The 23,110-nt window shown below is 61.7% G+C and carries 24 protein-coding genes; 6 read left to right on the forward strand and 18 right to left on the reverse strand.

Translation table 11 applies throughout. The features are described 5' to 3' along the window. Positions 1-195: 195 nt before the first annotated feature. Entirely contained in the window at positions 196-2,187 is a 1,992-nt protein-coding gene (locus N2599_RS04360; RefSeq protein ID WP_027507406.1) for a LysM peptidoglycan-binding domain-containing protein, read from the reverse strand. Positions 2,188-2,342: 155 nt separating this feature from the next. Between N2599_RS04360 and N2599_RS04365 the strand changes: the two genes are divergently transcribed. Further along, positions 2,343-2,966, forward strand: a complete 624-nt coding sequence (locus N2599_RS04365) for an LOG family protein (RefSeq protein ID WP_027507405.1) — start codon at positions 2,343-2,345, stop codon at positions 2,964-2,966. A gap of 10 nt (positions 2,967-2,976) precedes the next feature. Here the strand turns inward: N2599_RS04365 and rarD are convergent, their stop codons facing one another. Further along, complete coding sequence (gene rarD, locus N2599_RS04370) at positions 2,977-3,891, reverse strand: EamA family transporter RarD (RefSeq protein WP_027507404.1); 915 nt, start codon at positions 3,889-3,891, stop codon at positions 2,977-2,979. A 112-nt stretch (positions 3,892-4,003) separates the two neighbouring features. On the opposite strand from rarD, the gene N2599_RS04375 reads away from it, so the two are divergent. Continuing rightward, positions 4,004-4,876, forward strand: a complete 873-nt coding sequence (locus N2599_RS04375) for a protein-L-isoaspartate O-methyltransferase family protein (protein ID WP_027507403.1) — start codon at positions 4,004-4,006, stop codon at positions 4,874-4,876. Positions 4,877-4,879: 3 nt separating this feature from the next. Here N2599_RS04375 and cimA read toward each other — a convergent pair whose 3' ends face one another. The 6 genes from cimA to cysS form a co-directional block, all read right to left on the reverse strand. Beyond that, positions 4,880-6,493, reverse strand: coding sequence for a citramalate synthase (cimA, locus tag N2599_RS04380; RefSeq protein WP_027507402.1), 1,614 nt, complete (start codon positions 6,491-6,493; stop codon positions 4,880-4,882). A gap of 160 nt (positions 6,494-6,653) precedes the next feature. Further along, positions 6,654-7,613 carry a prolyl aminopeptidase gene (gene pip / locus N2599_RS04385; RefSeq protein WP_027507401.1) on the reverse strand — a complete coding sequence of 320 codons (960 nt, stop codon included), beginning with the start codon at positions 7,611-7,613 and terminating at the stop codon, positions 6,654-6,656. Continuing rightward, positions 7,610-8,086 carry a GFA family protein gene (locus N2599_RS04390; protein WP_027507400.1) on the reverse strand — a complete coding sequence of 159 codons (477 nt, stop codon included), beginning with the start codon at positions 8,084-8,086 and terminating at the stop codon, positions 7,610-7,612. The genes pip and N2599_RS04390 overlap by 4 nt, the downstream gene beginning before the upstream one ends. Beyond that, positions 8,083-8,589 (reverse strand): GFA family protein, encoded by a 507-nt coding sequence (locus N2599_RS04395; RefSeq protein WP_375714115.1) that lies wholly within the window; start codon positions 8,587-8,589, stop codon positions 8,083-8,085. Before N2599_RS04395 ends, N2599_RS04390 begins: the two co-directional genes overlap by 4 nt. Next, positions 8,568-9,041 carry a GFA family protein gene (locus N2599_RS04400; protein WP_027507398.1) on the reverse strand — a complete coding sequence of 158 codons (474 nt, stop codon included), beginning with the start codon at positions 9,039-9,041 and terminating at the stop codon, positions 8,568-8,570. The genes N2599_RS04395 and N2599_RS04400 overlap by 22 nt, the downstream gene beginning before the upstream one ends. 211 nt (positions 9,042-9,252) lie before the next feature. Continuing rightward, positions 9,253-10,644, reverse strand: a complete 1,392-nt coding sequence (gene cysS / locus N2599_RS04405) for a cysteine--tRNA ligase (RefSeq protein ID WP_027507397.1) — start codon at positions 10,642-10,644, stop codon at positions 9,253-9,255. Here cysS and N2599_RS04410 point away from each other — a divergent pair. Continuing rightward, a complete protein-coding gene (locus N2599_RS04410; RefSeq protein WP_143533921.1) occupies positions 10,643-10,867 on the forward strand; it encodes a hypothetical protein in 225 nt (74 codons plus the stop codon). The genes cysS and N2599_RS04410 overlap by 2 nt on opposite strands. A gap of 85 nt (positions 10,868-10,952) precedes the next feature. Further along, on the forward strand, positions 10,953-11,702 hold the full coding sequence (locus N2599_RS04415; protein ID WP_027507396.1) for a glycoside hydrolase family 25 protein: 750 nt from the start codon (positions 10,953-10,955) through the stop codon (positions 11,700-11,702). 3 nt (positions 11,703-11,705) lie between these two features. Here the strand turns inward: N2599_RS04415 and N2599_RS04420 are convergent, their stop codons facing one another. The 4 genes from N2599_RS04420 to radA all read right to left on the reverse strand — a co-directional run bounded on the left by N2599_RS04420 (position 11,706) and on the right by radA (position 16,324). Continuing rightward, positions 11,706-12,446: an SDR family NAD(P)-dependent oxidoreductase gene (locus N2599_RS04420; RefSeq protein WP_027507395.1), complete on the reverse strand. Its 741-nt coding sequence runs from the start codon at positions 12,444-12,446 to the stop codon at positions 11,706-11,708. Between the two features lie 93 nt (positions 12,447-12,539). Then, the gene (purF, locus tag N2599_RS04425) at positions 12,540-14,030 is read right to left on the reverse strand and encodes an amidophosphoribosyltransferase (RefSeq protein WP_027507394.1); all 1,491 of its coding nucleotides are present in this window, start codon (positions 14,028-14,030) and stop codon (positions 12,540-12,542) included. Positions 14,031-14,203: 173 nt separating this feature from the next. Next, positions 14,204-14,824: a CvpA family protein gene (locus tag N2599_RS04430; RefSeq protein ID WP_027507393.1), complete on the reverse strand. Its 621-nt coding sequence runs from the start codon at positions 14,822-14,824 to the stop codon at positions 14,204-14,206. Between the two features lie 96 nt (positions 14,825-14,920). Continuing rightward, positions 14,921-16,324 carry a DNA repair protein RadA gene (gene radA / locus N2599_RS04435; RefSeq protein WP_027507392.1) on the reverse strand — a complete coding sequence of 468 codons (1,404 nt, stop codon included), beginning with the start codon at positions 16,322-16,324 and terminating at the stop codon, positions 14,921-14,923. Positions 16,325-16,464: 140 nt separating this feature from the next. Between radA and N2599_RS04440 the strand changes: the two genes are divergently transcribed. Then, positions 16,465-17,100, forward strand: coding sequence for a LysE family translocator (locus N2599_RS04440; protein ID WP_027507391.1), 636 nt, complete (start codon positions 16,465-16,467; stop codon positions 17,098-17,100). A gap of 2 nt (positions 17,101-17,102) precedes the next feature. On the opposite strand, the gene alr is transcribed toward N2599_RS04440, so the two are convergent. From alr to N2599_RS04460, 4 genes are all read right to left on the reverse strand, one after another. Next, positions 17,103-18,263, reverse strand: a complete 1,161-nt coding sequence (gene alr / locus N2599_RS04445) for an alanine racemase (RefSeq protein WP_027507390.1) — start codon at positions 18,261-18,263, stop codon at positions 17,103-17,105. 233 nt (positions 18,264-18,496) lie between these two features. Further along, positions 18,497-18,772 (reverse strand): HVO_A0114 family putative DNA-binding protein, encoded by a 276-nt coding sequence (locus N2599_RS04450; protein ID WP_245209195.1) that lies wholly within the window; start codon positions 18,770-18,772, stop codon positions 18,497-18,499. Next, positions 18,769-19,041: a toxin-antitoxin system TumE family protein gene (locus tag N2599_RS04455; protein ID WP_027507389.1), complete on the reverse strand. Its 273-nt coding sequence runs from the start codon at positions 19,039-19,041 to the stop codon at positions 18,769-18,771. The genes N2599_RS04450 and N2599_RS04455 overlap by 4 nt, the downstream gene beginning before the upstream one ends. A 49-nt stretch (positions 19,042-19,090) precedes the next feature. Beyond that, complete coding sequence (locus tag N2599_RS04460) at positions 19,091-20,587, reverse strand: replicative DNA helicase (protein WP_027507388.1); 1,497 nt, start codon at positions 20,585-20,587, stop codon at positions 19,091-19,093. A gap of 315 nt (positions 20,588-20,902) precedes the next feature. Between N2599_RS04460 and N2599_RS04465 the strand changes: the two genes are divergently transcribed. Beyond that, positions 20,903-21,346 (forward strand): MarR family winged helix-turn-helix transcriptional regulator, encoded by a 444-nt coding sequence (locus N2599_RS04465; protein WP_027507387.1) that lies wholly within the window; start codon positions 20,903-20,905, stop codon positions 21,344-21,346. A 79-nt stretch (positions 21,347-21,425) separates the two neighbouring features. On the opposite strand, the gene rplI is transcribed toward N2599_RS04465, so the two are convergent. Then, complete coding sequence (gene rplI / locus N2599_RS04470) at positions 21,426-22,004, reverse strand: 50S ribosomal protein L9 (RefSeq protein ID WP_027507386.1); 579 nt, start codon at positions 22,002-22,004, stop codon at positions 21,426-21,428. A gap of 21 nt (positions 22,005-22,025) precedes the next feature. After that, complete coding sequence (locus tag N2599_RS04475; protein WP_375714133.1) at positions 22,026-23,027, reverse strand: DUF2232 domain-containing protein; 1,002 nt, start codon at positions 23,025-23,027, stop codon at positions 22,026-22,028. Positions 23,028-23,110: the final 83 nt, after the last annotated feature.

A 23,110-nucleotide genomic window follows, 5' to 3' on the forward strand; every position in this document is an offset into this window, starting at 1 on the left:
TCGGGCCCGGCCGCGAATGCGGCGTTTCGATACGGCAAAAGTGCAAAAGGCGGAGATGCCCGATTGAGCCTCCGCAGACAGGATCGCCGTCTCCGCCAGATAGGGTGCGCGGCGTGCGAATGCAACATGTGAAAAGCCGGGGCGGACAGAGGCCGGGCGCGATATCGGCCCGGCCTTTCCATCATTTGCTTCGGCTTAGAGATGCTCGCCGGAAAGGCGCTTGCGATGAAGCTCTTCGGCGTTCGGCAGCGCTTCCTTCGGCAGGCCGAAGATCTGGCCGGGCAGAATGCGGTCCGGATTGTTGATCTGGGTTTCATTCGCGATGTAGATCGTCGTGTAACGCACGCCGAGGCCATAGACGCGGCGCGAAATCTGCCACAGCGTATCGCCGCGGCGGATGATGACGGCGGTGTTGTCCGCCGTCAGCGGCGCCTGCTCGATCGTCTTTGGCTGGCTTGGGTCGGCGGCTGCTTCGTTTGAAGCCGGTGCGCCGGCTGCCTTTGGCGTTGGCATGGCCGTAAGACTGTCGATCGTCGTCCCTAGCTTGCCGAGAGCATCGCCTACGGACTTTGCATCCTTCGGCAGCGCCTGGAGCATGGCGAGCGCGCTGGATGCCGACTGGGAGGCCGTGCCCGCCGTCTGTTTGAGGGCAGGCGTTGCTTCTGCTGCCGGACGGAAGTCGGCGATCGAGCGGAGCGCGAATTCAGTTGCCGAACGCGCTGCTGCAAGCTGCTCGGCGCCGGGGAGCTTGCCGTCGGCAAAAAGGCCCTTCAGCAGTCCAAACGCCTTGCCCGCATCGGCCCTCAGCTTGCCGAGTTCGCCTTCATCGAGCGGAACCATCGCGGCACCGGCGCCGTTTGCGGGCGGTTTTCCGGGCTGTGCCGCAACGGTGACCTGGTCGCCTGCCGGGCGGGTGAAGTTGACGGAAGCGCGAATGACCACCTTGCCGCTGCCGTCGACGACATCCACGCGAATCTTGTGGTCGCCGACCGAAAGCTCCATGACGCCGTCGATGACGAAATGGCCGTCGCCACCTGCTGTTGCCTTGCCGATCAGGGCGTCGTCCGCATAGGCGATCACGTTGGCGTTCGGCTTGGCGGTGCCGGCGACGAAGATCTTCTTGCCTTCGATTTCAACCGCATTGACCATCACCTCGGCGGGCGCCGAAGGTGCGCCTGCCTGTGGCGCGGACGGAACTGCGGGTGCGGTATTGGCGATCTCAGGCGAGCCGGCCGGCAGGCCGGGCTGAGCGGAAGCCTGGTCGCCGCCTGCTGCGGGCTGGGCAGCCGGCGTGCCGGCCGTCGGCGCCGTGATGATGCGGCTCGCCGCGCCCGGCTTGGAAACCATGGCAAGAAGTTCGGCTCCGCTGCCATCCTTCGGAACGGAGACGGTTGCGACTTCTTCCGAGGTCTGGCTCTTGCCGTCCTGGCCGGTCGCCTTGAGCACGAGCTGATGGTCGCCGGGCGGCAGCGGGTTGTCGAGGACGGCTGCAAAATCGCCGGTCGGGCCGACATTCGTCGTGGTGACAACCTTGTCGCCATCCATCACTTCGAGCTTGCTGTTCGGCGTGGCCGAACCGGCGATGACGGTGGATCCGTCCGGCTCTACGCGCAGGACGTCGAAAGCGGGAAGCTTCGATCCGGCATTCGCATCAGTTGCCGGTGCCGCGGGCTGGCTTGCACCGGACAGTTCGGCTTCAGCCTTGGAGATGGCGGCAAGCGCGTCGGCGATGTTTTCTGGCAGGGCCTGGACGATTGCCAGCGCCTTTGCCGCGCCGTCCTTGGCTTTTGAGGCGGTGGCCGCAGTTGCCGGATCGGTCCCTTCGGGGATCGCGAAGTCAGCGAGCGCCCTCAGCGAGCCTGCCGCCTTTGTCTTGGCGGCATCGAATGCTTCGGCCGTCGGACCCTTGCCGTCCGCAAAGAGCGCCTTAAGTTGCGTGAGAGACTGACCTGCGTCGGCGGAAAGACGGCCGAGCTTCTCAGTCGTAGCCGCCGCGTCGGCAGCCGTGTTACGCGCGGTCTTGCCGGCTTCTTCAACCGTGTTCTTGACCTCGGAGCCTGCTTGATTGATGGCATCGCCAACTTTTGCCGCGTCTTCGCCGATCCGGGGCATGACCACGAAGACCATCAGAAGGATTGCAACTGCAAGCACTGCGAAAGCCAGCAAGCCGGCACGATTTCTCATCATTTACTCTCCCCAGCCGGCAAATGTGCCGTAGTACTAAAAATTGCTAGCGATTCCCATTGCTTTTCACAAGCATTCAAAGCAATGACGCAGGCTCGACGCGCAGCTTTTCTGTCATTTTTCTTGACTGCGCAGGCATGGAATAGTTGTTTTCCCATATGAGCGATCAATCTCATTCAATTCAGTCCATCTGTGTCTACTGCGGGTCGAGGCCCGGGCGGGATACAGCATACATGGCCGCCGGGCGCGCGCTCGGCAAAGAAATCGCCGAATACGGCCTGCGGCTCGTCTATGGCGGCGGCACCAAAGGCATCATGGGTGCTGTTGCGAGCGGCGTGCTTTCCAATGGGGGGCAGGTGACCGGCATCATCCCCGAATTCCTGATCGACATGGAGGCGACGCGCCATTCCCTCGGCCAGCTCAACGAGCTCATTGTAACGCCGGACATGCATGCGCGCAAACACCTGATGTTCGAGCGCTCCGACGCCTTCGTGGCGCTGCCGGGCGGGATCGGCACGCTGGAGGAAATAGTCGAGATCATGACCTGGGCGCAGCTTGCCCGTCACGAGAAGCCGATGGTCTTCGCCAACATCAAGGGCTTCTGGGACCCGATGATGGAACTGATGAAGCACATGACTGACGAGGGCTTCGTGCACACGGCCCACCGCGTGCAGCCGCTCGTGATCGACGACATCTCCGGCATCATTCCCGCCATTATGGCGCAGGCAGCCGAACTCGCTGCCGACCGTGAGGGCGAGGATGCTGTGATTTCGAAGATGTGAAGCGAGGCGCTCAGCGCCCGCGCGTCGCGTTCAGCATCGACCAAGTGTAAAGCACGAGGCCTGCCCAGATGAGCGGGAAGGCGATCATGCGCGCTGTATCAAGTGGCTCGTGGAAGACGAAGATCGCGATCAGGAAGATCATCGTCGGCGCGATGTACTGCATGATGCCGATCGTCGAGAGCTTCAGAAGCTTTGCGCCGTTGGCGTAGATCATCAGCGGCGCGGCGGTGACGATACCGCAGCCGAAAAGCAGGGCCGTGTCACTAAAGCTTGTTTGAACGAAGTGGCCCTGTCCGCTGAAGAACTCCAGGTACACGATGTAGAGGATGGCTGGAACGCTGAGGATCAGCACTTCGAGCAGGAAGCCCTGGTTGGGGCCAAGCGGCAGTGTCTTGCGAAAGAAGGCATAGAAAGCCCAGCTGAAGGCGAGCGTCAGCGCCACCCACGGAAGCCCGCCGCCGTCGACGGCGAGAACGACAACAGCAACTGCCGCCAGCCCGATGGCGACGATCTGGACTGGGCGCAGTTTCTCCTTGAGCAGCACCGCGCCCATGAAGATGCTGATCAGCGGATTGATGAAATAGCCCATCGCGGCATCGAGCGAATGCCCGGCGCCGATCGCCCAGACATAGGTGCCCCAGTTGACGGTGATGAGCGCCGCCGTCAGCGCCGCCATGGCAAGCATGCGCGGCGAGCGCAGCGCGTCACGGATGTCCTGCGTGCGGCCGAGCGCGAGCAGCACGAGCCCGGCAATCGGAACGGACCAGAGAACGCGATGCGCGATCACCTCCGCCGGCGAAATATGCGCCAGCGCCTTCATGTAGATCGGCAGGAATCCCCACAGAAGATAGGCCGCCAGCGCAAACGCGAAACCGCGCGTGCTATCTTCGTTCTTGACGGCAGCAGGGCTCGCTTCGGCAGACATCGGGTGTTTCCATCTTTGTTCTTCTTCTGATCTCGATTAGCGTAAGTGCCGTGAATAGACCAATTCATTTCGGTGAATGGATCGTCAGCGGATTTGAAGCGGAGGAGTTTGCATGGCTTTCGAGGATGAGCCGCCATACCGGCAGATTTATGCCCGCCAGATACTGGCGAAGGCAGGTGTTGCGAAGAACGACAGGCTGCTTGCGGCCTTTACCGAAGTACCGCGTGAGAAATTCGTCGGCCCGCCGCCCTGGGTCTATAACGACTTCCGTAATTATCGGGAAATGGCTTCCACCGATCCGCTCGTGCTTTATCAGGACTTGTTGATAGGCCTCGACACCCGGCGCGGGGTCAACAACGGCATGCCCTCCCTTCACGCGTCTGCTCTGAATACGCTTGGAATCCGGGAGGGCGAGACGGTTGCCCATCTGGGTGTCGGGACCGGTTATTACACCGCGATCATTGCCGGACTCGTCGGCTCCTCTGGCAAGATCGTCGCGATCGAATACGACAAGGCGCTGGCCGAAAAGGCGCGAGAAAACCTTTCCGGTTATCCCAATGTTGAAGTGGTGCAGGGCGATGCGGCCGAATGGCCGAAGGAGGACGCCGACGTCATCTACGTCAATTTCGCGCTCGATCACCCGCCGGCCGCCTGGATCGAAAACCTGGGCATCAGTGGGCGGCTGTTGTTTCCGCTCGGAATCCCGGCAGTCAAGAATGGCAGGTCGACCGGCTTCACCCGTTCGGCAGGCTTCCTGCTTATAGACCGGCGCGCCAGGGGTTTTGGCGCCCGCTTCATTCAGCCTGTCTCCTTCGTTTGGGCCGAGGGTCAGGAACCGCCACCGGCCGGCCGCCACGAGGGACTGGGGGAAGCCTTCCACAGCCGCCGGCTGTTTCAGGTTCGCAGTTTCCGCTGGCGGACCGCGCCCCATGGGGAGGAGTGCTATGGCGAGCAGGACTGGGGGCTTTCCTTCGAGGAGCCGTGATCCTCACTCCGCCGCGATCTTGCCCGCCAGCTGCCGGTTCTTCATCAGCTTGTAGATCACCGAATCCATGAGCGCCTGGAACGAGGCGTCGATGATGTTTTCCGAGACGCCGACCGTCCACCAGCGCACGCCGTCGCTATCGGTGGATTCGATGAGAACGCGGGTGACAGCTTCCGTGCCGCCGTTGAGGATACGCACCTTGAAGTCGGCGAGGACCAGATCGTCGATTTCGTGCTGGTATTTGCCGAAATCCTTCCGCAGTGCCAGGTCGAGCGCGTTGACCGGGCCGTCGCCTTCTGCCACCGACATGATCGTGTGGCCGTCGATGACCATCTTCACCACGGCTTCGGAAACGATCTTCACCCGCCCGTGCGAGTCGAAGCGGCGCTCGACCATCACGCGGAAGCCTTCGACCGAGAAGAATTCCGGGATCGTGCCGAGCGTGCGGCGCGCCAGCAGCTCGAAGCTCGCATCTGCGCCCTCATAGGCATAACCGGTGGCCTCGCGTTCCTTGACGATGGAGATCAGCCGGTCGAGCTTCGGATCGTCCTTGGTGACCTCGATCCCGCGGCGCTTCAGCGCATTGATGAAATTCGCCTTGCCGCCTTGGTCGGAGACCATGACCTTGCGGAAATTGCCGACGCTTTCCGGCGGCACATGTTCGTAGGTGCGCGGATCCTTGAGCAGCGCGGAGGCATGGATGCCCGCCTTCGTGGCGAACGCCGAAGCGCCGACATAGGGCATCTGGTGGTCCGGCGAGCGGTTGAGAAGTTCATCGAAAGCATGCGAAAGCAGCGTAAGGTTGACCAGCCGTTCCGTATCGATGGCGCTTTCGAAGCGCGTGCTGTAGCTGTCCTTCAGGGCCAGCGTCGGGATCAGTGTCACCAGGTTGGCATTGCCGCAACGCTCGCCGATGCCGTTAAGCGTTCCCTGGATCTGGCGCACGCCGGCCTCGATGGCGGCAAGCGAATTGGCCACCGCCTGGCCGGTATCGTTATGCGCATGGATGCCGAGACAGTGCCCGGGGACGCCCGCAGCGATCACCGCCTCGGCGATGGCGCGGATCTCGGGTGGCTGCGCGCCGCCATTGGTGTCGCAGAGCACGACCCAACGCGCGCCCGCTTCATAGGCCGTTTTTGCGCAGGCGAGCGCATAGGCGGGATTGGCCTTGTAACCGTCGAAGAAATGTTCGCAATCGACCATCGCTTCCTTGCCGGCGGCAACGGCTGCCTTCACGCTCTCAGCGATGCATTCGAGGTTTTCCTCATTGGTGCACCCGAGCGCGACTTTGACGTGGTAGTCCCAGCTCTTGGCAACGAAACAGATCGCATCGCTCTGTGCCTGCAAGAGAACGGCAAGCCCCGGATCGTTAGAGGCGGAAACGCCGGGCCGCTTTGTCATGCCGAAGGCGACGAACGCTGCTTGGCTGGTGCGCTTCTCTGCGAAGAAGGCGGTATCCGTCGGGTTCGCACCTGGATATCCGCCCTCGACATAATCGAGGCCGAACTCGTCCAGCATGGTCGCAATCGCAATCTTGTCCTCGACCGAAAAGTCGATCCCGGGCGTCTGCTGCCCGTCGCGGAGCGTCGTGTCGAAGAGGTAGATGCGTTCTTTCATAGCGTCCTCCCGGCAAGCGGGTCCTTTAGTCTCTGTTGGTGTGCGTGGCGCCTCATTCGCCCTTCGGGCCTTCTCCCCGAGGGGAAAAGGGGGCTGCGCCGGTCTCGTTTGGGTTGTCCCCTCTCTCTCGGGTAGAGGCTAGGGGCCTCGCGGCAATGCGTCAGACCTTCCCCGCAAACTTGTCCGTCGCCCGGATCAGCTGATCCAGGATGCCGGGTTCCGAAAACGCGTGGCCGGCGCCTTCGATCAGGTGGAACTCCGCCTTCGGCCAGGCCTTGTGCAGCGCCCAGGCGAAGCGTGCGGGGCAGGGCATGTCGTAGCGGCCGTGCACGATGACGCCCGGGATATCAATGAGTTTGTAAGTGTCGCGGATGAGCTGCCCTTCCTCCAGCCAGCCGGCATTGACGAAGAAGTGGTTCTCGATGCGGGCGAAGGCATAGGCGAATTCCGCCTCCTCGAACTTGCCGCTGGTCGACGGCTCGGGCAGGAGCGTGATCGTCTCGCCTTCCCAGATGCTCCAGGCATGTGCGGCTTCGAGCGCGATCGCCTTGTTATCGCTCGTCAGGCGGCGGTGATAGGCATGCATCATCTCGTGGCGCTCTTCCGGCGGGATCGGAGCGATGAAGCGCTCCCACTTGTCCGGGAACATCTGGGACACGCCGAACTGGTAATACCAGTCGAGCTCCGCCTTCGTCAGCGTATAGATGCCGCGCACGACGAGTTCGGAGACCCGTTCGGGATGCTTCTCGGCATAGGCGAGCGCCAGCGTCGAGCCCCAGGAGCCGCCGAAGACCTGCCATTTCTCGGCCCCCGCCATGTCGCGCAGCCGCTCGATATCGGCGACCAGATGCCACGTCGTGTTGGCATTCAAGTCGGCATGCGGCGTGGACTTGCCGCAGCCGCGCTGGTCGAACAGCGTCACGTCGTAGAGCGCCGGATCGAAGAGGCGGCGGTGAACTGGCGAAATGCCGCCGCCCGGACCGCCGTGCAGGAAGACGGCCGGCTTGGCGCCCGGCGTTCCGCTGCGCTCCCAGTAGATCACATGGCCGTCGCCGACATCGAGATGGCCCGATGCATAGGGTTCGATTTCAGGATAGAGCGTACGCAGCACTTCGGTCATATCTTCACGCCTTTCGCGGGCCAGGCCTTGGTATCATGGTCGGGATGCTGGAAGGAGATGATCTGCTCCTGCCGGGAATAGTAATCAGGATCCCGATGAACCGGTGCCTCGAAGATCGTTTCGACCCAGGGCAGGCGCGAGTCGTAGTTCACCTGTATCTGCGGCGCGAGATCGCTGCGGTCGTCGAAGGTGCCAATGGCGAGCTCCAGTCCGCCCGGATGCCGGTAGGTCATCGGCGTGCCGCAACTGCTGCAGAAGCCGCGGTCGATATTGACCGAGGATTGGAAGTAACTCGGCTCGCCGCGTGTCCACTCCACGCCCTCGTCCGGCGCGGTGACGAGCGCGGAAAAGAAGCCGCCGAATTGCTTCTGGCACATGCGGCAATGGCAGATCGACGGCCGCCCCAGCTTGCCTTTGATGCGGAAACGTACGGCGCCACACTGGCAACCGCCTGTTCGAATGATTTCGCTCATGTCTGTCCTCCGGACGGCCAGTGGCTCGTATCGTGATCGGGATGCTGATGGTTGCTCGCCGCGATCGCGCCTTCGCGCTCCGAACTTTCGTCGTCGGGCTCCACCGGCAGCGTGTCCAGCGCGTGGAACCAACTCATCTTGCGGCCGGTATTCGATTGCATCACCGGTTTGACCGCATCGGGCTCGTCCAGCGATCCCAGCGTAATATTGACGGAATCGGCTTCGGGAATGTCGTAGAAGAGCGGCGTGCCGCAATCCCCGCAGAAGCCGCGGCGCACGAGATCGGAGGAGCGGAACCACTTCGGTTCGCCGCGCGTGATGGCGAAATCGACGCGCATGAAACTGCCAAGCGGCAGAAAATAGTTGCCGGCCGCCTTCTGGCACATGCGGCAATGGCAGACATGCGGATAGCCGGGCTCGCCGGAAGCGCGATAGCGCACCGCGCCGCATTGGCATCCGCCGCTATGGCTTGCTCCCGCCGTCACTTGCGCTCCTCCGGCCATTCCGCCGTGTCGTGATCCGGATGCTGATAGGAGACGATCTCGTTGATGAATTCGGCCGCCTCGGTGTCGTCCTCAGTCCGGGTGCCGGGAAGCTCGTGCAGTTTGTCCGTGAACGGCAGCTTTCCTTCGATGCCGTATTGGGTTGTCGGGGGCAGCGCCGACGGATCGTCGAACGCGCCCGCGGCGATCGCCATCCCGTCCGGTGCCTCATAGGTCAGCGGCGTGCCGCAATCGCCGCAGAAGCCGCGCTCGGCGAAATTGGACGACCGGAATGTCTTCCGCTCGCCGCGCGTCCACTCAAAATCGGCTCCACGTACGGAAACCAGCGGCGCATAATAGCCGCCGAATGCCTTCTGGCACATGCGGCAATGGCAAATCGACGAATGCGTAAGCCCGCCTTCGAGCCGAAAGCGGATCGCCCCGCATTGGCAGCCGCCGGTGTAGACGGTCATTGCGGCCTCCTCCAGTTTGGCGTGGGCGAAAAGACACCTCCCAACCCTCCCCACAAGGGGGAGGGCCAACTAGTGGCGCCGACGTTATCCCCTGCGTCAACGTCGGTAGATATGGCAAGATTCGCGGTGAGGCTATTCCGCAGCGTCGCGGCATAGTAGCCCCTCCCCCTTGTAGGGAGGGGCTGGGGAGGGGTCTTGGATGTCAGCAAACTCACCGTTTCACCTCCCACGTCGTCACCCGCTTGCCGGTTGCCGCATCCTTGCCATCCTTGAGCTGGATGCCCTCGGCAAGCAGTGTCTCGCGGATCTTGTCGGCCTCGGCGAAGTTCTTTGCCTTCAAGAGTTCAAGGCGGGCGCGCACGCGCCTGTCGATTTCGGCGGCGACCGCTTCGTCGACCTCCGTTTCCCTCATCTCCACACCGAGAAGGGCAGCACTCGCCGCGAAAGCGGCGGCATTGCCGGATTGCGCCAGGGCGTGGAGCGCCTGGACGGCGGCGACCGTGTTCAGGTCATCGGCAAGCGCGTTCAACACGCTCTCATCCGGAACTGCGTCGCCGGCATCCGCCACTGGCCACTTCGCCAGCAGGCGTTCCGCCTCTTCCAGCCGCTTGATCGAAAAATCGATCGGCTCGCGGTAGTGCGTCATCAGCATCGCAAGGCGCAGCACTTCGCCCGGCCATTTGCGGCCGCCGAATCTCTCGGTGTGCAGCAACTCGTAGATGGTAACGAAATTGCCCTCCGACTTCGACATCTTGCGGCCTTCGACCTGCAGGAAGCCGTTGTGCATCCAGACATTCGCCATCACCTCCGTGCCGTGGGCGCAACGCGACTGGGCGATTTCGTTTTCATGGTGCGGGAAGATCAGGTCCAGCCCGCCGCCGTGAATGTCGAAGACCTCGCCGAGATAGCGTTCGCTCATTGCCGAGCATTCGATATGCCAGCCCGGACGGCCGCGGCCCCAGGGGCTTTCCCAGCCGGGTTCGTTGTGGCTTGAAAGCTTCCAGAGAACAAAGTCGCCGGGGTTCTTCTTGTGCGCATCGACGGCGACGCGGGCGCCGGCCTGCTGCTCGTCGAGATTGCGCTTCGACAGCGCGCCGTAATCCGCCATGGATTTCGTGTCGAACAACACTTCGCCCTCCGCCTGATAGGCGTGGCCTTTGGCAATCAGCTTCCCGATGATCTCGACCATCTGCGGAATATTTTCCGTTGCCCGCGGCTGGATAGTCGGATCGAGGCAGCCGAGCGCCTTGGCATCTTCGAGATACTGCGTCTCGGTCTTTTCGGTGACCAGGCGGATCGCCTCGTTCAGCGGCAGGCCGGGGTGGTCGCGCAGCGCCCGCATGTTGATCTTGTCGTCGACGTCGGTGATGTTGCGCGCATAGGTGACGTGCTCGGCGCCATAGACGTGCCTGAGCAGCCGGAAGAGCACGTCGAAGATGATGGCGGGACGCGCATTGCCGATATGGGCATAGTCATAAACAGTCGGGCCGCAGACATACATGCGGACATTCTGCGGATCGATCGGCTTGAAGACCGTCTCCTCGCGCGTCAGCGTATTGTACAGCTTGATTTTCGGCTTCTTCTGTTCCGGCTGACCGGCCATGTCTATTCTCCCAAAATGCAATGATCCGAAAAATACCGGCACCCGCGGGCCGGGGCGTTTCTCATCTTTGGGTATTTGGGAGACGAAAACGGCCAGGCCAGCGAGCGCGCTAGCGGATAATCTTCCGGCAGATAATGCAGATAACCGTTTTCATGGCGCGTTTTATGGCGCGGGAACGGTGTTTGGTCAAGTGCCGCGTAAGCGGCTGTATTCGATCCAGTGAATCGATTGCAGGGCCGGGACGTCGCCATTCGTCGTTGCGCATAAAATTCTGCTAGAAAAAACAGAAATACCGGGAAGGAAGCCGCGTGAGGAAGATCCTGCACCGCGCCGTAATTGGCATTGCCATTCTGGCTGTCGCATCGGCATCGTATCTGGCATACGATCGAGCCATGGCGCCGTTTGTTCCTCCTTCACTCGAAGACTATCCCATCCAGGGAATCGACATCAGTCATCATCAGGGCGTTATCGATTGGAAGACGCTCGCCGCGCGGCCGAATGTGCGTTTTGCGATTATGAAGGCGACTGAGGGCGGCGACCACAAGGATACACGTTTCGCGGAAAACTGGCAGGCGGCGAAAGAGGCCGGCATCGTGCGCGGGGCGTACCACTTCTTCACCTTCTGCCGCCCTGGCCGCGAGCAGGCGCAGAACGTATTGGCGACAGTTCCCAAAGAGCAGGGCACGCTGCCGATCGCGATCGATCTCGAATTTGTCGGCAACTGCGACAAGGTCCCGACGCTCGAGGAAATGACTGCTGAAGTAAACGCGTTCGTCGCGGAGCTTAAGGGCACCTTTCCCGAAAAGCCAATCTTTTACGTCACCCAAGAGTTCTTTGATCAATATCTGAAAGGCAACGAATCCCGCTTCCCGGATCACTACCTCTGGTTGCGTAGCGTATTCAAAGAACCAGAGCAGGAGAGATGCGGCCGCTGGTCGATATGGCAGTTTGCCGACAACGGCAAAGTCGACGGCATTGAGGGGCCGGTGGACCTCAATGCGCTATGCCCCGCGCAAAAGGGCTTTGCGGCGCGGTTCGCCGAAAACGCGACCCAGTAGCCCTTATTCCGGCAGACGGTAGTCCACGAGCCTGTTCTCGCGGACGATGAAGAGCTTGCCTGTCTCGGTCACATCCGGGCCGACGAGCGGCAGGATCGCCTTGGCGACTTCGGAAGGGTGCGGCAGCGTCGAAGGATCTTCGCCGGGCACCGCCTGGGCACGCATGGCAGTGCGCGTGGCGCCCGGATCGACACTGGTGATGCGAAGGGCCGTCGACCGGCTTTCGCCGGCCCAGGTGCGGGCGAGCGCTTCGACGGCGGCTTTCGACGCGGAGTAGGGACCCCAGAACGGGCGGCACTTGTGAGCGGCAGCCGACGAGATGATCACGGCGCGACCGGCGTCCGAGCGCGTCAGCAGCGGATCGACAGAGCGGATCAGCCGCCAGGTGGCGGTGACGTTGATGTTCATCACCTTCTCGAAGGTTTTCGCCTCGATATGGCCGATCGGCGAGATGACGCCGAGCACGCCGGCGTTGGCAACGAGGACGTCGAGCTTGCCCCAGCGCTCGAAAATCGAGGCACCGAGCGCATCGATGGCGTTCATGTCGGCAAGATCGAAGGGCACCAGCGTAGCGCTGCCGCCTGCCGCCTTGATGGCATCATCGAGTTCCTCGAGGCCGCCGACCGTGCGAGCGCAGGCGATGACGTGCGCTCCGGCCTTTGCCAGTTCCAGTGCCGTGAAATAGCCGATGCCGCGCGATGCGCCGGTCACGAGTGCGATGCGGTTCTTGAGGTCGATGGTCATGATCGTGTCGTCCGTGTCGCTTGCGCGAAAACGCATCTCACCCTCACGAGGGGAAGAGGAGGCGCCGGCGCTCATTCAGATTTATGAAGTCCCTTAGCCGTTGCTGGCCATCACGGCGAGCTTGCGCACGTTGCTCGTGCTTTCCTTGTCGAGCAGGCGCGTCGGGTAGTCGCCAGTGAAATAGTGGTCGGTGAACTGCGGATTCTCGTTATCGCGATCTTCCCCGCCGACTGCGCGATAAAGCCCGTCGATCGACAGGAATTCGAGCGAATCTGCGCCGATGTAATCGCACATCGCTTTCAGGCTGTTGTACTGGTTGGCAAGCAGCTTGTCGGCGTCCGGCGTATCGATGCCGTAGAAGTCCGGGAAATAGATCATCGGGCTTGCGACGCGGATGTGGACTTCCTTGGCGCCTGCGTCACGGATCATCTGGACGATCTTCAGCGATGTGGTGCCGCGCACGATCGAATCGTCGACGAGGACGACGCGTTTGCCTGTGATCATTGCCCGGTTGGCCGAATGCTTGAGCTTGACGCCGAAGGCGCGGATCTGCTGCGTCGGCTCGATGAAGGTGCGGCCGACATAGTGGTTGCGGATGATGCCATATTCGAAGGGAATGCCGCTTTTCTGGGCGTATCCGAGCGCTGCCGGCGTTCCGCCGTCCGGAACCGGAACGACGACATCGGCATCGACCGGCGCTTCCTTGGCAAGATTGATGCCCATGTTCTTGCGGGCGACATAGATGCTACGGCCGCCGACGACGGAGTCTGGGCGAGCGAAGTAGACAAATTCGAAAAGGCAGAGCCGTTCCGGTTTCGGCGCCTCGGGCTTGCGGGCATCGATGCTGATCGAGCCGTCCGGCTGGATTTCGCAGATGACGACTTCGCCGTTTTCGACGTCGCGGATGTACTTCGCACCGATGATGTCGAGCGCGCAGGTTTCCGAACAGAAGATCGGCTTGCCGTCGAGCTCGCCCATGACGAGCGGGCGGATGCCGATCGGATCGCGCGCGGCGATCAGCTTCGTGCGGGTCATGGCCAGCATCGAATAGCCGCCTTCCATCTGGCGGATAGCATCGATGAAACGGTCGGAGGAGGAGGCCTGCTTGGATCGGGCGATCAGGTGGAGAACGACTTCGGTATCCGAGGTCGACTGACAGATGGCGCCATCGGCAATCAGTTGACGGCGAAGCGTCAGGCCGTTGGTGAAGTTGCCGTTATGGGCGACGGCGATGCCGCCGACCTCCAGTTCGGCAAAGAGAGGTTGGACATTGCGGAGCGCAACTTCGCCCGTCGTCGAGTAGCGCGTGTGGCCGATGGAGATGAAGCCCGGCAGCTTCGCGAGCGTTGCTGGATCGGTATAGTGGTCGCCGACGAGCCCCATGCGCTTTTCGGTGTGGAACTGGCGGCCGTCGAAAGTGACGATACCGGCCGCTTCCTGTCCGCGATGCTGGAGAGCGTGAAGCCCGAGCGCTGTCAGCGTGGCGCCGTCTGGATGGCCGAGAACGCCGAAGACGCCGCACTCCTCGTGGAGCGTATCTCCATCGAGTTCATCGTTGAGCGTCAAGGAATGGGACTGGTTCATTGATGCGGGCCTTTGCTCTCACAAGAATGGATCGGCTTTTCCATGGTATGATGCCGGATTCAGGCATTTTAAACGTCGGAGGCCCGGCAGAGCAAATGCCCGGCCGGACCCTTATTTCGCGTCCCGCTCAAATGGCAATTGCCACGCGGCAGGTCAAGCTGTTGAACACTGCGTCAATTCGACTGCGGCTGCGCGCCGCCAGACGGGGCTGCATCATCCGCCGGGGCCTGTTCGCCGGCCGGTGCGTTGCTGCCTCCAGCGCCCTGGCCCTGCGGCTGAACCTTCTCGAGCACGCTGGCTCTCACCATCTGTGCGAATTCCTCAGGCAAGACCGATTGCAGCTTTACGACCATCGAGTCAAGGAACGGCTTTGACTTGGCGTTGTTTACCCAAGCCGGCCGGTGATCGGCATCGACGAGCCAGTTCCAGAAGGCCACCGCCACGACGAGAAGCAGTATGCCGCGTGCCGCCCCGAAGAGGAAGCCCAAAGTGCGGTCCAGCGCGCCGATCCGGCTGTCGATGATGAAATCGGCAATCTTCATGGTGATGAAGGAGATGACGATTAGCGCAATCAGGAACACGACGGCGGCTGAGCCGACGATGGCGATGCGGTCGTCGTCGGTGTACCGCTTCGCGTAAGGCACGAGATACGGATAGAGGTAGTAGGCAGCGGCGGCCGAGCCACCCCAGCTTGCGATCGACAATACCTCGCGCGAAAAACCGCGGACCATCGCCAGAACGGCGGAGAAGAGGACGACGCCGATGACAATACCGTCGAAAATCGTGATGGGCATATAAATTCAACTCCAGGACCGCCGCTTGGTCATGCGGTTCGGTCGGGCTTCATTCGTGTGCATCCTATATCACCACCGTTTATGGCAATGAAAGGATCAAACCTCGTCTTCCACACGTCGTAGCGCACCTTTGGATCCGGCGATGCGCACGACCAGATCCGGCAGGCTCTCGATTTCGCTCCAGCGTCCGCCCGAACCCTTCGGCAAATCGGCGGAGGCTGACGGAAGCAGCGCTGCAGAAAATCCCAGCTTCTCGGCTTCTTTGAGGCGCTGAGGGGTATGCGCAACCGGACGGACGGCTCCCGACAGGCTGACTTCGCCGAAATAGACGCAATCGGCGGGAAGGGCAATACCGGCAAGCGAGGAAACCAGGGCGGATGCGACGGCAAGATCGGCCGCCGGTTCGCCGATGCGATAGCCGCCGGCGACATTCAGATAGACGTCGTGCTGGCCGAGCCGGATGCCGCAATGCGCCTCGAGCACCGCAAGGATCATAGAAAGCCTGGCCGAATCCCATCCGACCACCGCGCGGCGTGGCGTGCCGAGCGATGTCGGCGCCACCAGCGCCTGCACTTCGACGAGGATCGGGCGCGTGCCTTCCATGCCCGCGAAGACCGCCGCTCCTGGCGACTTTTCATTGCGCTCGCCGAGGAAAAGTTCGGACGGGTTGCCGACTTCGCGCAGGCCCCCGTCGGACATTTCGAAGACTCCGATCTCGTCCGTCGGGCCGAAGCGGTTCTTCACCGTGCGCACGATGCGGTAGTGATGGCCGCGGTCGCCCTCGAAGTAGAGCACCGCGTCGACCATATGCTCCACGACCCGTGGACCTGCGATCTGGCCGTCCTTGGTGACGTGGCCGACGAGAACCATGGCGGCTCCTGTCTGTTTGGCAAAGCGGATCATCGACTGCACGCCGGTGCGCACCTGCGTGACCGTTCCGGGCGCGGATTCCGCCAGTTCGCTCCAGAGCGTTTGGATCGAATCGATGATGACGAGGTCTGGCCGCTTGCCTTCTGCGAGTGTCGCCAGGATATCCTCGACATTGGTTTCAGCGGCAAGCATCACGTCGGTATCGGCAGCGCGCAGGCGCTGGGCGCGCAGGCGCACCTGCGCCACGGCCTCTTCGCCCGAGACATAGATGATCTTGTGGCCGCGCCGCGAAAGGGCCGCCGCCGCCTGCATCAGCAGCGTCGACTTTCCGATGCCGGGATCGCCGCCGACGAGCACCGCCGAGCCGCGCACGAAGCCGCCGCCGAGAGCCCGGTCGAGCTCCGAAATGCCGGTATGGATGCGCGGCGCTTCTTCGATCTCGCCGGAAAGCGCCGTCAACGTCACCGGCCGGCCCTTCTTGGGCGTTCTTGCCGGTCCGCCGCCAATCCCGCCCATTGGGTCTTCCTCGACGATGGTGTTCCATTCGCCGCAGCTTTCGCATTTGCCGGCCCAGCGGTTATGGATCGTGCCGCAGCTCTGGCAGATGAATTGTGTCCTGGCCTTCGCCATCAATGATGCTTTCGTCCATGAGCGCCGGTGCGCCCGAATCAGATTGCCGTAGATAATGGCTTGCGGGATCGATCAAAACTAATGATTTTCCCATCAAGTGCTCACGTGGCAGCATGGGAGGATCATCTGATGGATTGCCAATGCTCGATTATTCGTTCGCCCACTGGATCGCCTTCTTCACCGCCGCCGTGCTTTTGAACCTGTCGCCGGGTCCGGATATGGCTTTTATCCTCGGCCATACGATCAAGAGCGGCACGCGCGCCGGCTTTTCGGCCGTCTTCGGAATCTGGACCGGTGCCTGTCTGCACGTGCTTCTTGCCGCCTTCGGCCTTTCGGCGGTACTTGCCGCCTCCGCCGTTGCCTTCTCGGCAGTGAAATGGATCGGTGCGATCTATCTCGTCTGGCTCGGCATCCAGGCCCTGCGGTCGAGCGGCGAGGGCGCCTTCCTCAAGGCGGCGGGCGAAAGGCTGGGCTGGGGACGGATCTACCGGCAGGGCGTGCTCGTTTCGCTGCTTAACCCGAAGGTCGCGATCTTCTTTCTCGCCTTCCTGCCGCAGTTCGTCGTCGAGGGAGCAGGACCGGCCTGGCTGCAGCTATCCGTGCACGGCGCCTTGATCATTGTGGTTGCGGCCTTCATCGAGCCGCCGCTGATCCTGGCCGGAGGGCGGCTTGCCGATCTCGTCAAGCACAACAGCAAGATCGGCCTGTGGCTCGACCGCGGTCTTGGCGCACTGTTCGTCGCCCTCGGCGTGCGGCTGGCGTTGACGAGCCGTTGAGTTCATTCTTCGCTGATGTATTTGCGCTCGTAGCGCAGCCCAGCGCCCGCGAGCATCTCGTAGCCGATCGTGCCGGCCGCCCGCGCAGCATCGTCGACGGGGATGTTCTTGCCGAAGAGCTCGATGTAATCGCCGGAACGGATGAGGTTTTCCGGCAGATCGGTCACGTCGAAGATGGTGAGGTCCATGGTGATGCGCCCGGCAACCGGAACCATGTAGCCCTCGAAGAAGCCTTGGCCGCCCCGCGGCACAACCTGGCGAAGCGGCACGCCGCCGCTCGACTGGCAGCGCATGTAGCCGTCCGCATAACCGGCGGACACGATGGCGAGGCGGCTATCGCGGTCAAGCTTCAGAGCCCGTCCATAACTGACCGATTCGCCGGCGCGCACGGTGCGGACCTGGATCACGCGGGCCTCCGCCGTCGCAACCGGCCGCATGGGGTTCGCCATGCCGCTCACCGCTTCGCCGCCGTAGATGGCAATGCCGGGGCGAGTCAGGTCGAAATGATAATCCTCGCCGAGAAAGATGCCGCCGGAAGCCGCGAGACTTGATTCGATACCTTCATAAGCGGCGCTAACCTTGCGGAATGATTCAAGCTGCTGCTTGTTCATCTGCGATGACGGATCGTCGCCGCAGGCGAGATGGCTTAGGACCAGAACCGGGGCGAAGCTGGCCGGGCGAGAGACGTCATCAGCCAATGCAAGTGCTTCGTCTATGTGAAGGCCGAGCCGGTTGAACCCGGTGTCGACATGAAGCGCGCAAGGATAGTCGCCATATTCCGAAAGCACGGCCATCCAGAAGGCAAGCTGTTCCTCGGAGGAGATGACCGGCACAAGATCGTTCTCGAAGAAGCGCCGTTCCGTGCCCGGCCAGATGCCCGCGAGCACAAAGATGCGGGCTTCAGGCGCGTAGAGGCGCAATGTCACGCCTTCATCGACTGTTGCGACGAAGAAATCCCGGGCACCCGCCATGTAGAGCGCTTCACCTGCATCCTCGATGCCCATGCCATAGGCGTCCGCCTTCACAACTGCGGATGCGCGCGCCTTGCTGGAGCGCCGTGCCAGGTCCTGCCAGTTTTCCGTCAGTGCAGTCAGATCGACCGTCAGCCGCACGCCGGCGGAAGCAAACCTGTCTTCTTCGAAATCGTCGGAAAATTCAGTCATGAATCCACATCAAAAAATGGCCGGAAGATGAGTCTCCAGCCAGTTTAGTGGCCAACTTGGTCAATAGGAAGTCCGGCGCCGCACTGCAGCTTGGTTCTTCGGAGTGAATGAAGTTTCGTCGGTCGTCGCAAAACTTTGCGCTGCACAATCCTTCAGAAGAAAGCCAGCATCAGGCAACGCTGCGAAGGTCGAAATCCGCGTGGATGACGTCGTAGGGCACATGAATACGTCCCTCATTCGATGAGCGCCGCCGTGTCCTCATGCACCCGCTTGACGTCGCGGGAAAGGGCGGAGGCTAGACTACGATACGTCGAGGGGCCGAGTCTCTGCAGTGTCTCGATCAAGGTCCAGCGCTTGGGCGTCAGGATCATAAAGAGCTGCTCGGGGGAGGAAAAGCTGAAGACATGGTCCTGTGCTTCACCCGTCTTCCAGGCTGCAGCGAATCCCTCAAGGGCTTGCCGGAGCGCAGTTTCGTCGTTTCGCTGAATTCGGATCGTGGCGGTTGTCATCGGCGGGGTTGCCTCCTCATCACTACGTCTGTGAGGAAATCATCGATAAGCTTGTCGATCGTCGAGAATTCATACGTCTCCTCATGGCCTCGGATATGCTTGTGGTCGCCGTATCCAACGACGCGCTTTCCAGGATAACCGCAGAACAGGCTATATTTGTAATTATGCTGGCTGCCCAGCAATGGCCGCGGAACGTTCCAGATCACCACTTCCACGATGGCCCCGTCCGACAGCACGCTTTTCGAACGGTAAAGCAGTTGCGCCCTCATGTTGGCGATGATGCCAACATGAGGGCAGCTTGTGAAATCGCACTGGAACTCAGTGTTCCTCGTACTGAACGAAGGACGAGTCGGCGAGATCGGCAAAGCGCGTGAATTCCGCCTGGAAGGCGAGCTTCACGGTGCCGGTCGGTCCGTGACGCTGCTTGGCGATTATGACATCCGCCGTGCCCTTCACCTTGTCGAACAGCGCTTCCCATTCCGCATACTTCGGATCGGCCGGATCGCGTGGTTCCATGTTCTTGACGTAATATTCCTCACGGAACACGAAGAGCACGACGTCGGCGTCCTGCTCGATCGAGCCAGACTCGCGAAGGTCGGAAAGCTGCGGGCGCTTGTCGTCGCGGCTTTCGACCTGACGCGAGAGCTGAGACAGCGCGATGATCGGAACGTTAAGCTCCTTGCCGAGAGCCTTGAGGCCGGTGGTGATCTGGGTGATTTCCTGGACGCGGTTCTCGTTCGCCTTGCCCGAGCCGGTCATCAGTTGCACGTAGTCGACGACCAGCACGTCGAGACCGCGCTGGCGCTTCAAGCGGCGGGCGCGGGCGGCAAGCTGGGCAATCGAGATGCCGCCGGTCTGGTCGATATAGAGCGGCACCTTCTGCATCATCATCGAGCAGGCGACGAGCTTTTCGAAATCCGCGTCGTTGATGTCGCCGCGGCGGATCTTCGAGGAGGAGACTTCCGTCTGCTCGGAGATGATGCGGGTGGCGAGCTGTTCGGAAGACATTTCAAGCGAGTAGAAGCCGACGACGCCACCGTTCTTCGCCTTCATGCTGCCGTCGGATTGGACTTCGCCCTCATAGGCGGCGGCAATGTTGTAGGCGATGTTGGTCGCAAGCGAGGTTTTGCCCATACCCGGGCGGCCGGCAAGGATGATCAAGTCCGATCGCTGCAGTCCGCCCATCTTCGAATCGAGCGAATGAATGCCCGTCGAAATGCCCGAGAGACCGCCGTCGCGCTCCTTGGCGACCGCAGCCATATCGATCGCCAGCGCCACAGCGTCGTTGAAGGCCTGGAAGCCGCCGTCGTAGCGACCGTTTTCGGCAAGCTCGAAGAGGCGGCGCTCGGTATCTTCGATCTGCGTCTGGGGCGGCATGTCGAGCGGCGCGTCATAGGCGATATTGACCATGTCCTCGCCGATGGTGATCAGCGCCCGGCGTAGCGCCAGATCGTAGATCGCCCGGCCGTAATCCTCGGCGTTGATGATCGTCACGGCTTCGCGGGCAAGGCGCGCGAGATACTCGGAGACAGTCATGTCGCCGACCTTCTCGTCTGCCTTCAGGAAGGTTTTGATCGTCACCGGATTGGCGATCTTGCCCATGCGGATGATATCGCCCGCAACTTCGTAGATCTTGCGGTGGAGCGGCTCATAGAGGTGGATCGGCTTCAAGAAGTCAGACACCCGGTAATAGGCGTCGTTGTTCATCAGGATGGCACCCAGAAGCGCCTGCTCGGCTTCGATGTTGTTGGGTGCTTCGCGGTAATGCTGCTCCGCTGGAGCAACGGCGGCAATCTTTCGCGCTGCGTCGTTCATCTTGATCCGTTCTGTCTTTTCCGTCCCCGGATTTGCAGGCTCGCCAAGGCAAATGCAAGTGCAGCTCAGCAACAGCCTTGGGCTTGCCGTGAAATCCGTAACGCTTTGCACATTGTTCGACTTCTCCACAGCGCTTGAAGCCGCCAGGGAGAAAATATCGACGGTGTCACCTTGAGGACACGGCGTGGAACCGCGACTCATCCAACCCATATAATTTAGCCCGAATGCGTTGAGCGTGGCACTTGTAAAAGCGCTGGGACTGAATTAGACAGAGGAAATATAATTAGCATACTAACTAAATAATAGGGGAAATGCATGCCGGATATGCAGCTCAGGCGCGAGCTTATCGAGAACATCGCGGCGTTTAGCCGAAAATTGAGAGCGACATTCGATTCGCTCGTGCGCCAGAGGAACATGACGTTGCCGCGCGCGCGAGTCTTTTTTACCCTGAACAAGAAGGATGGCATCAATCAGCGGGAACTCGCCGAACGGCTGGAGCTCGAAACGCCGACGCTCGTCCGGATTCTGGATGCCATGGAAGCACAAGGCTTCCTGGAACGCCGCGTCGCCGGTTCCGACCGCCGCGCCAAGGAGATCTACATGACGGATGCGGGCAGGGTCGTCGCCGGAGAGGTTGAGGATCTAGCCGCAGACGTGCGCGCCCGGGTCGTCGCGGGCATTCTCGAAAACGACCTCAGGACGACATTGAACGTCATCCGCGCAATGCAGGCTAACCTTGCTGTAGTCCGGGGACAATGAGACCGGGCCAGACCAATCTGCAAAACGGCAGAAGCCCGGCTGGAGCCGGGCTTCTGTTTCTGTAAGATGCTTCCGAAGCTTATGCTTCGTCTTCGGCGTTACCGTCGGCATCCGGATCGAAGAAGTCTTCCGCGCGAAGGGCGTCTTCATCAACGCCGTAGATGGCGTCGACGGAGGTGAGCGTTTCGCCCTTTGCCTGGCGCTCGGCTTCGTCGGCGGAGCGGGCCACGTTGAGATTGACGTGGATTTCGACTTCGGCGTGAAGCTGCAGCTCGATCTTGTGGACGCCGATTGCCTTGATCGGCGTGTTCAGGTGAACCTGGTTGCGACCGATGTTGAAGCCTTCGGCGGCGAGGATTTCAACGACGTCGCGGGCAGCAACCGAGCCGTAGAGCTGGCCGGTTTCGCCTGCGGAGCGAACGACGATGAAGGATTTGCCGCCGAGGACGTCGGCAACCTTCTGGGCTTCCGACTTGCGTTCGAGGTTGCGGGCCTCGAGCGTGGCGCGCTCGGATTCGAAACGGGCCTTGTTGGCGGCGTTTGCGCGCAGAGCCTTGCCGAGCGGCAGGAGGTAGTTGCGTGCAAAGCCGTCGCGAACCTTCACGGTTTCGCCCATCTGGCCGAGCTTGGAGATGCGTTCGAGAAGAATGACTTCCATCTTCGTTTTCCTTTCGTGTCTCTAGGTTTTCTTGTCTGTGGATTGAGGGGCATCGGCATTCTTGTTCGGGGTCAGGGCGATCGCTTTGCGCGTATCGGACAGACCGACGACGAGAATGAAAAAGGCTGGCAGCATCAGGATGAGCGACATCAGGTAGCAGAGGACGAGCGCCGGCAGGCGCCAATCCTTGCCGCGCGTGCGGAAATGCAGCGCGGCGAAGCCGGAAAGCAGGAAGCCGGCGCCGAAGGTGCCGACGACGGTTGCTCCGATCATCGCTGGAACGCCGCCGAAGAAGGTGGCGGCAAGACCGGCGAGGAAGACGAAGATCGCATTGCGGTTCATGCGCAGGGCCGACGGAATGTCTTCGCGCGGGCGAAGCGCGCGGCCGGATGCATTCACGATGCGTGTCGCGATGTAGTAGGCCGCAAACAGCATCAGCACCCACATCGCGCCCTGGATCGCTGGCAGCATCAGGAGCAGCAACGATTTCGTCTGCGCGGTGGCCGTGTCATTGAAGGTGAAATCAGGCTGCTGCTGCGCAAAGGAGCCGAAAAGCGTATCGACCATCTGGCCGATAAGCTCCGGGCCGTAGCCGATCATATAGCCGGTCACAATGACGGCGAGCGTCACCAGCCCGCAGAGATGCAGCAGGATATCGGAAAGCGGATACCAGGCCGTCAGGTGGTCGGGACCGCCGAGTTCGGCGGCAGGGCGGGCAAGATTTGCCAGGTGGCTGATCCAGCCGGCCGGGATCAGCGTCACCAGCGTCATCATCAGCGCGAAGGTCGGCGAGATGGCGGTAGCGCCGACGGAGGCGGCCGTCACGACGGCCGAGATTGCCGCGGCATTGCCCCAGCCGAGGCCGACGAGAAGGATGGGTAGCGCGGAAGCGGCGTAAAGCAGGGCGCTGAACGACAACTGCGCGCTCGCGCCGAGCACGAGGAGTGCGGCGGTCAATCCGGCGAGCGCGCCGGTCAGCAGCGTCTTGAAGTTCAGTTTGGTCACGTCGCTGTCCTGCTTCATCAAGCAGTTAGAGGATGTTTCCTGAATCAAATTCAGAGAAACCCGCCTCAACATGGGTTTTCAGGGTTCCGATCCGCGCCCAT

It is taken from the genome of Rhizobium sullae (assembly GCF_025200715.1).
Lineage (GTDB): Bacteria > Pseudomonadota > Alphaproteobacteria > Rhizobiales > Rhizobiaceae > Rhizobium > Rhizobium sullae.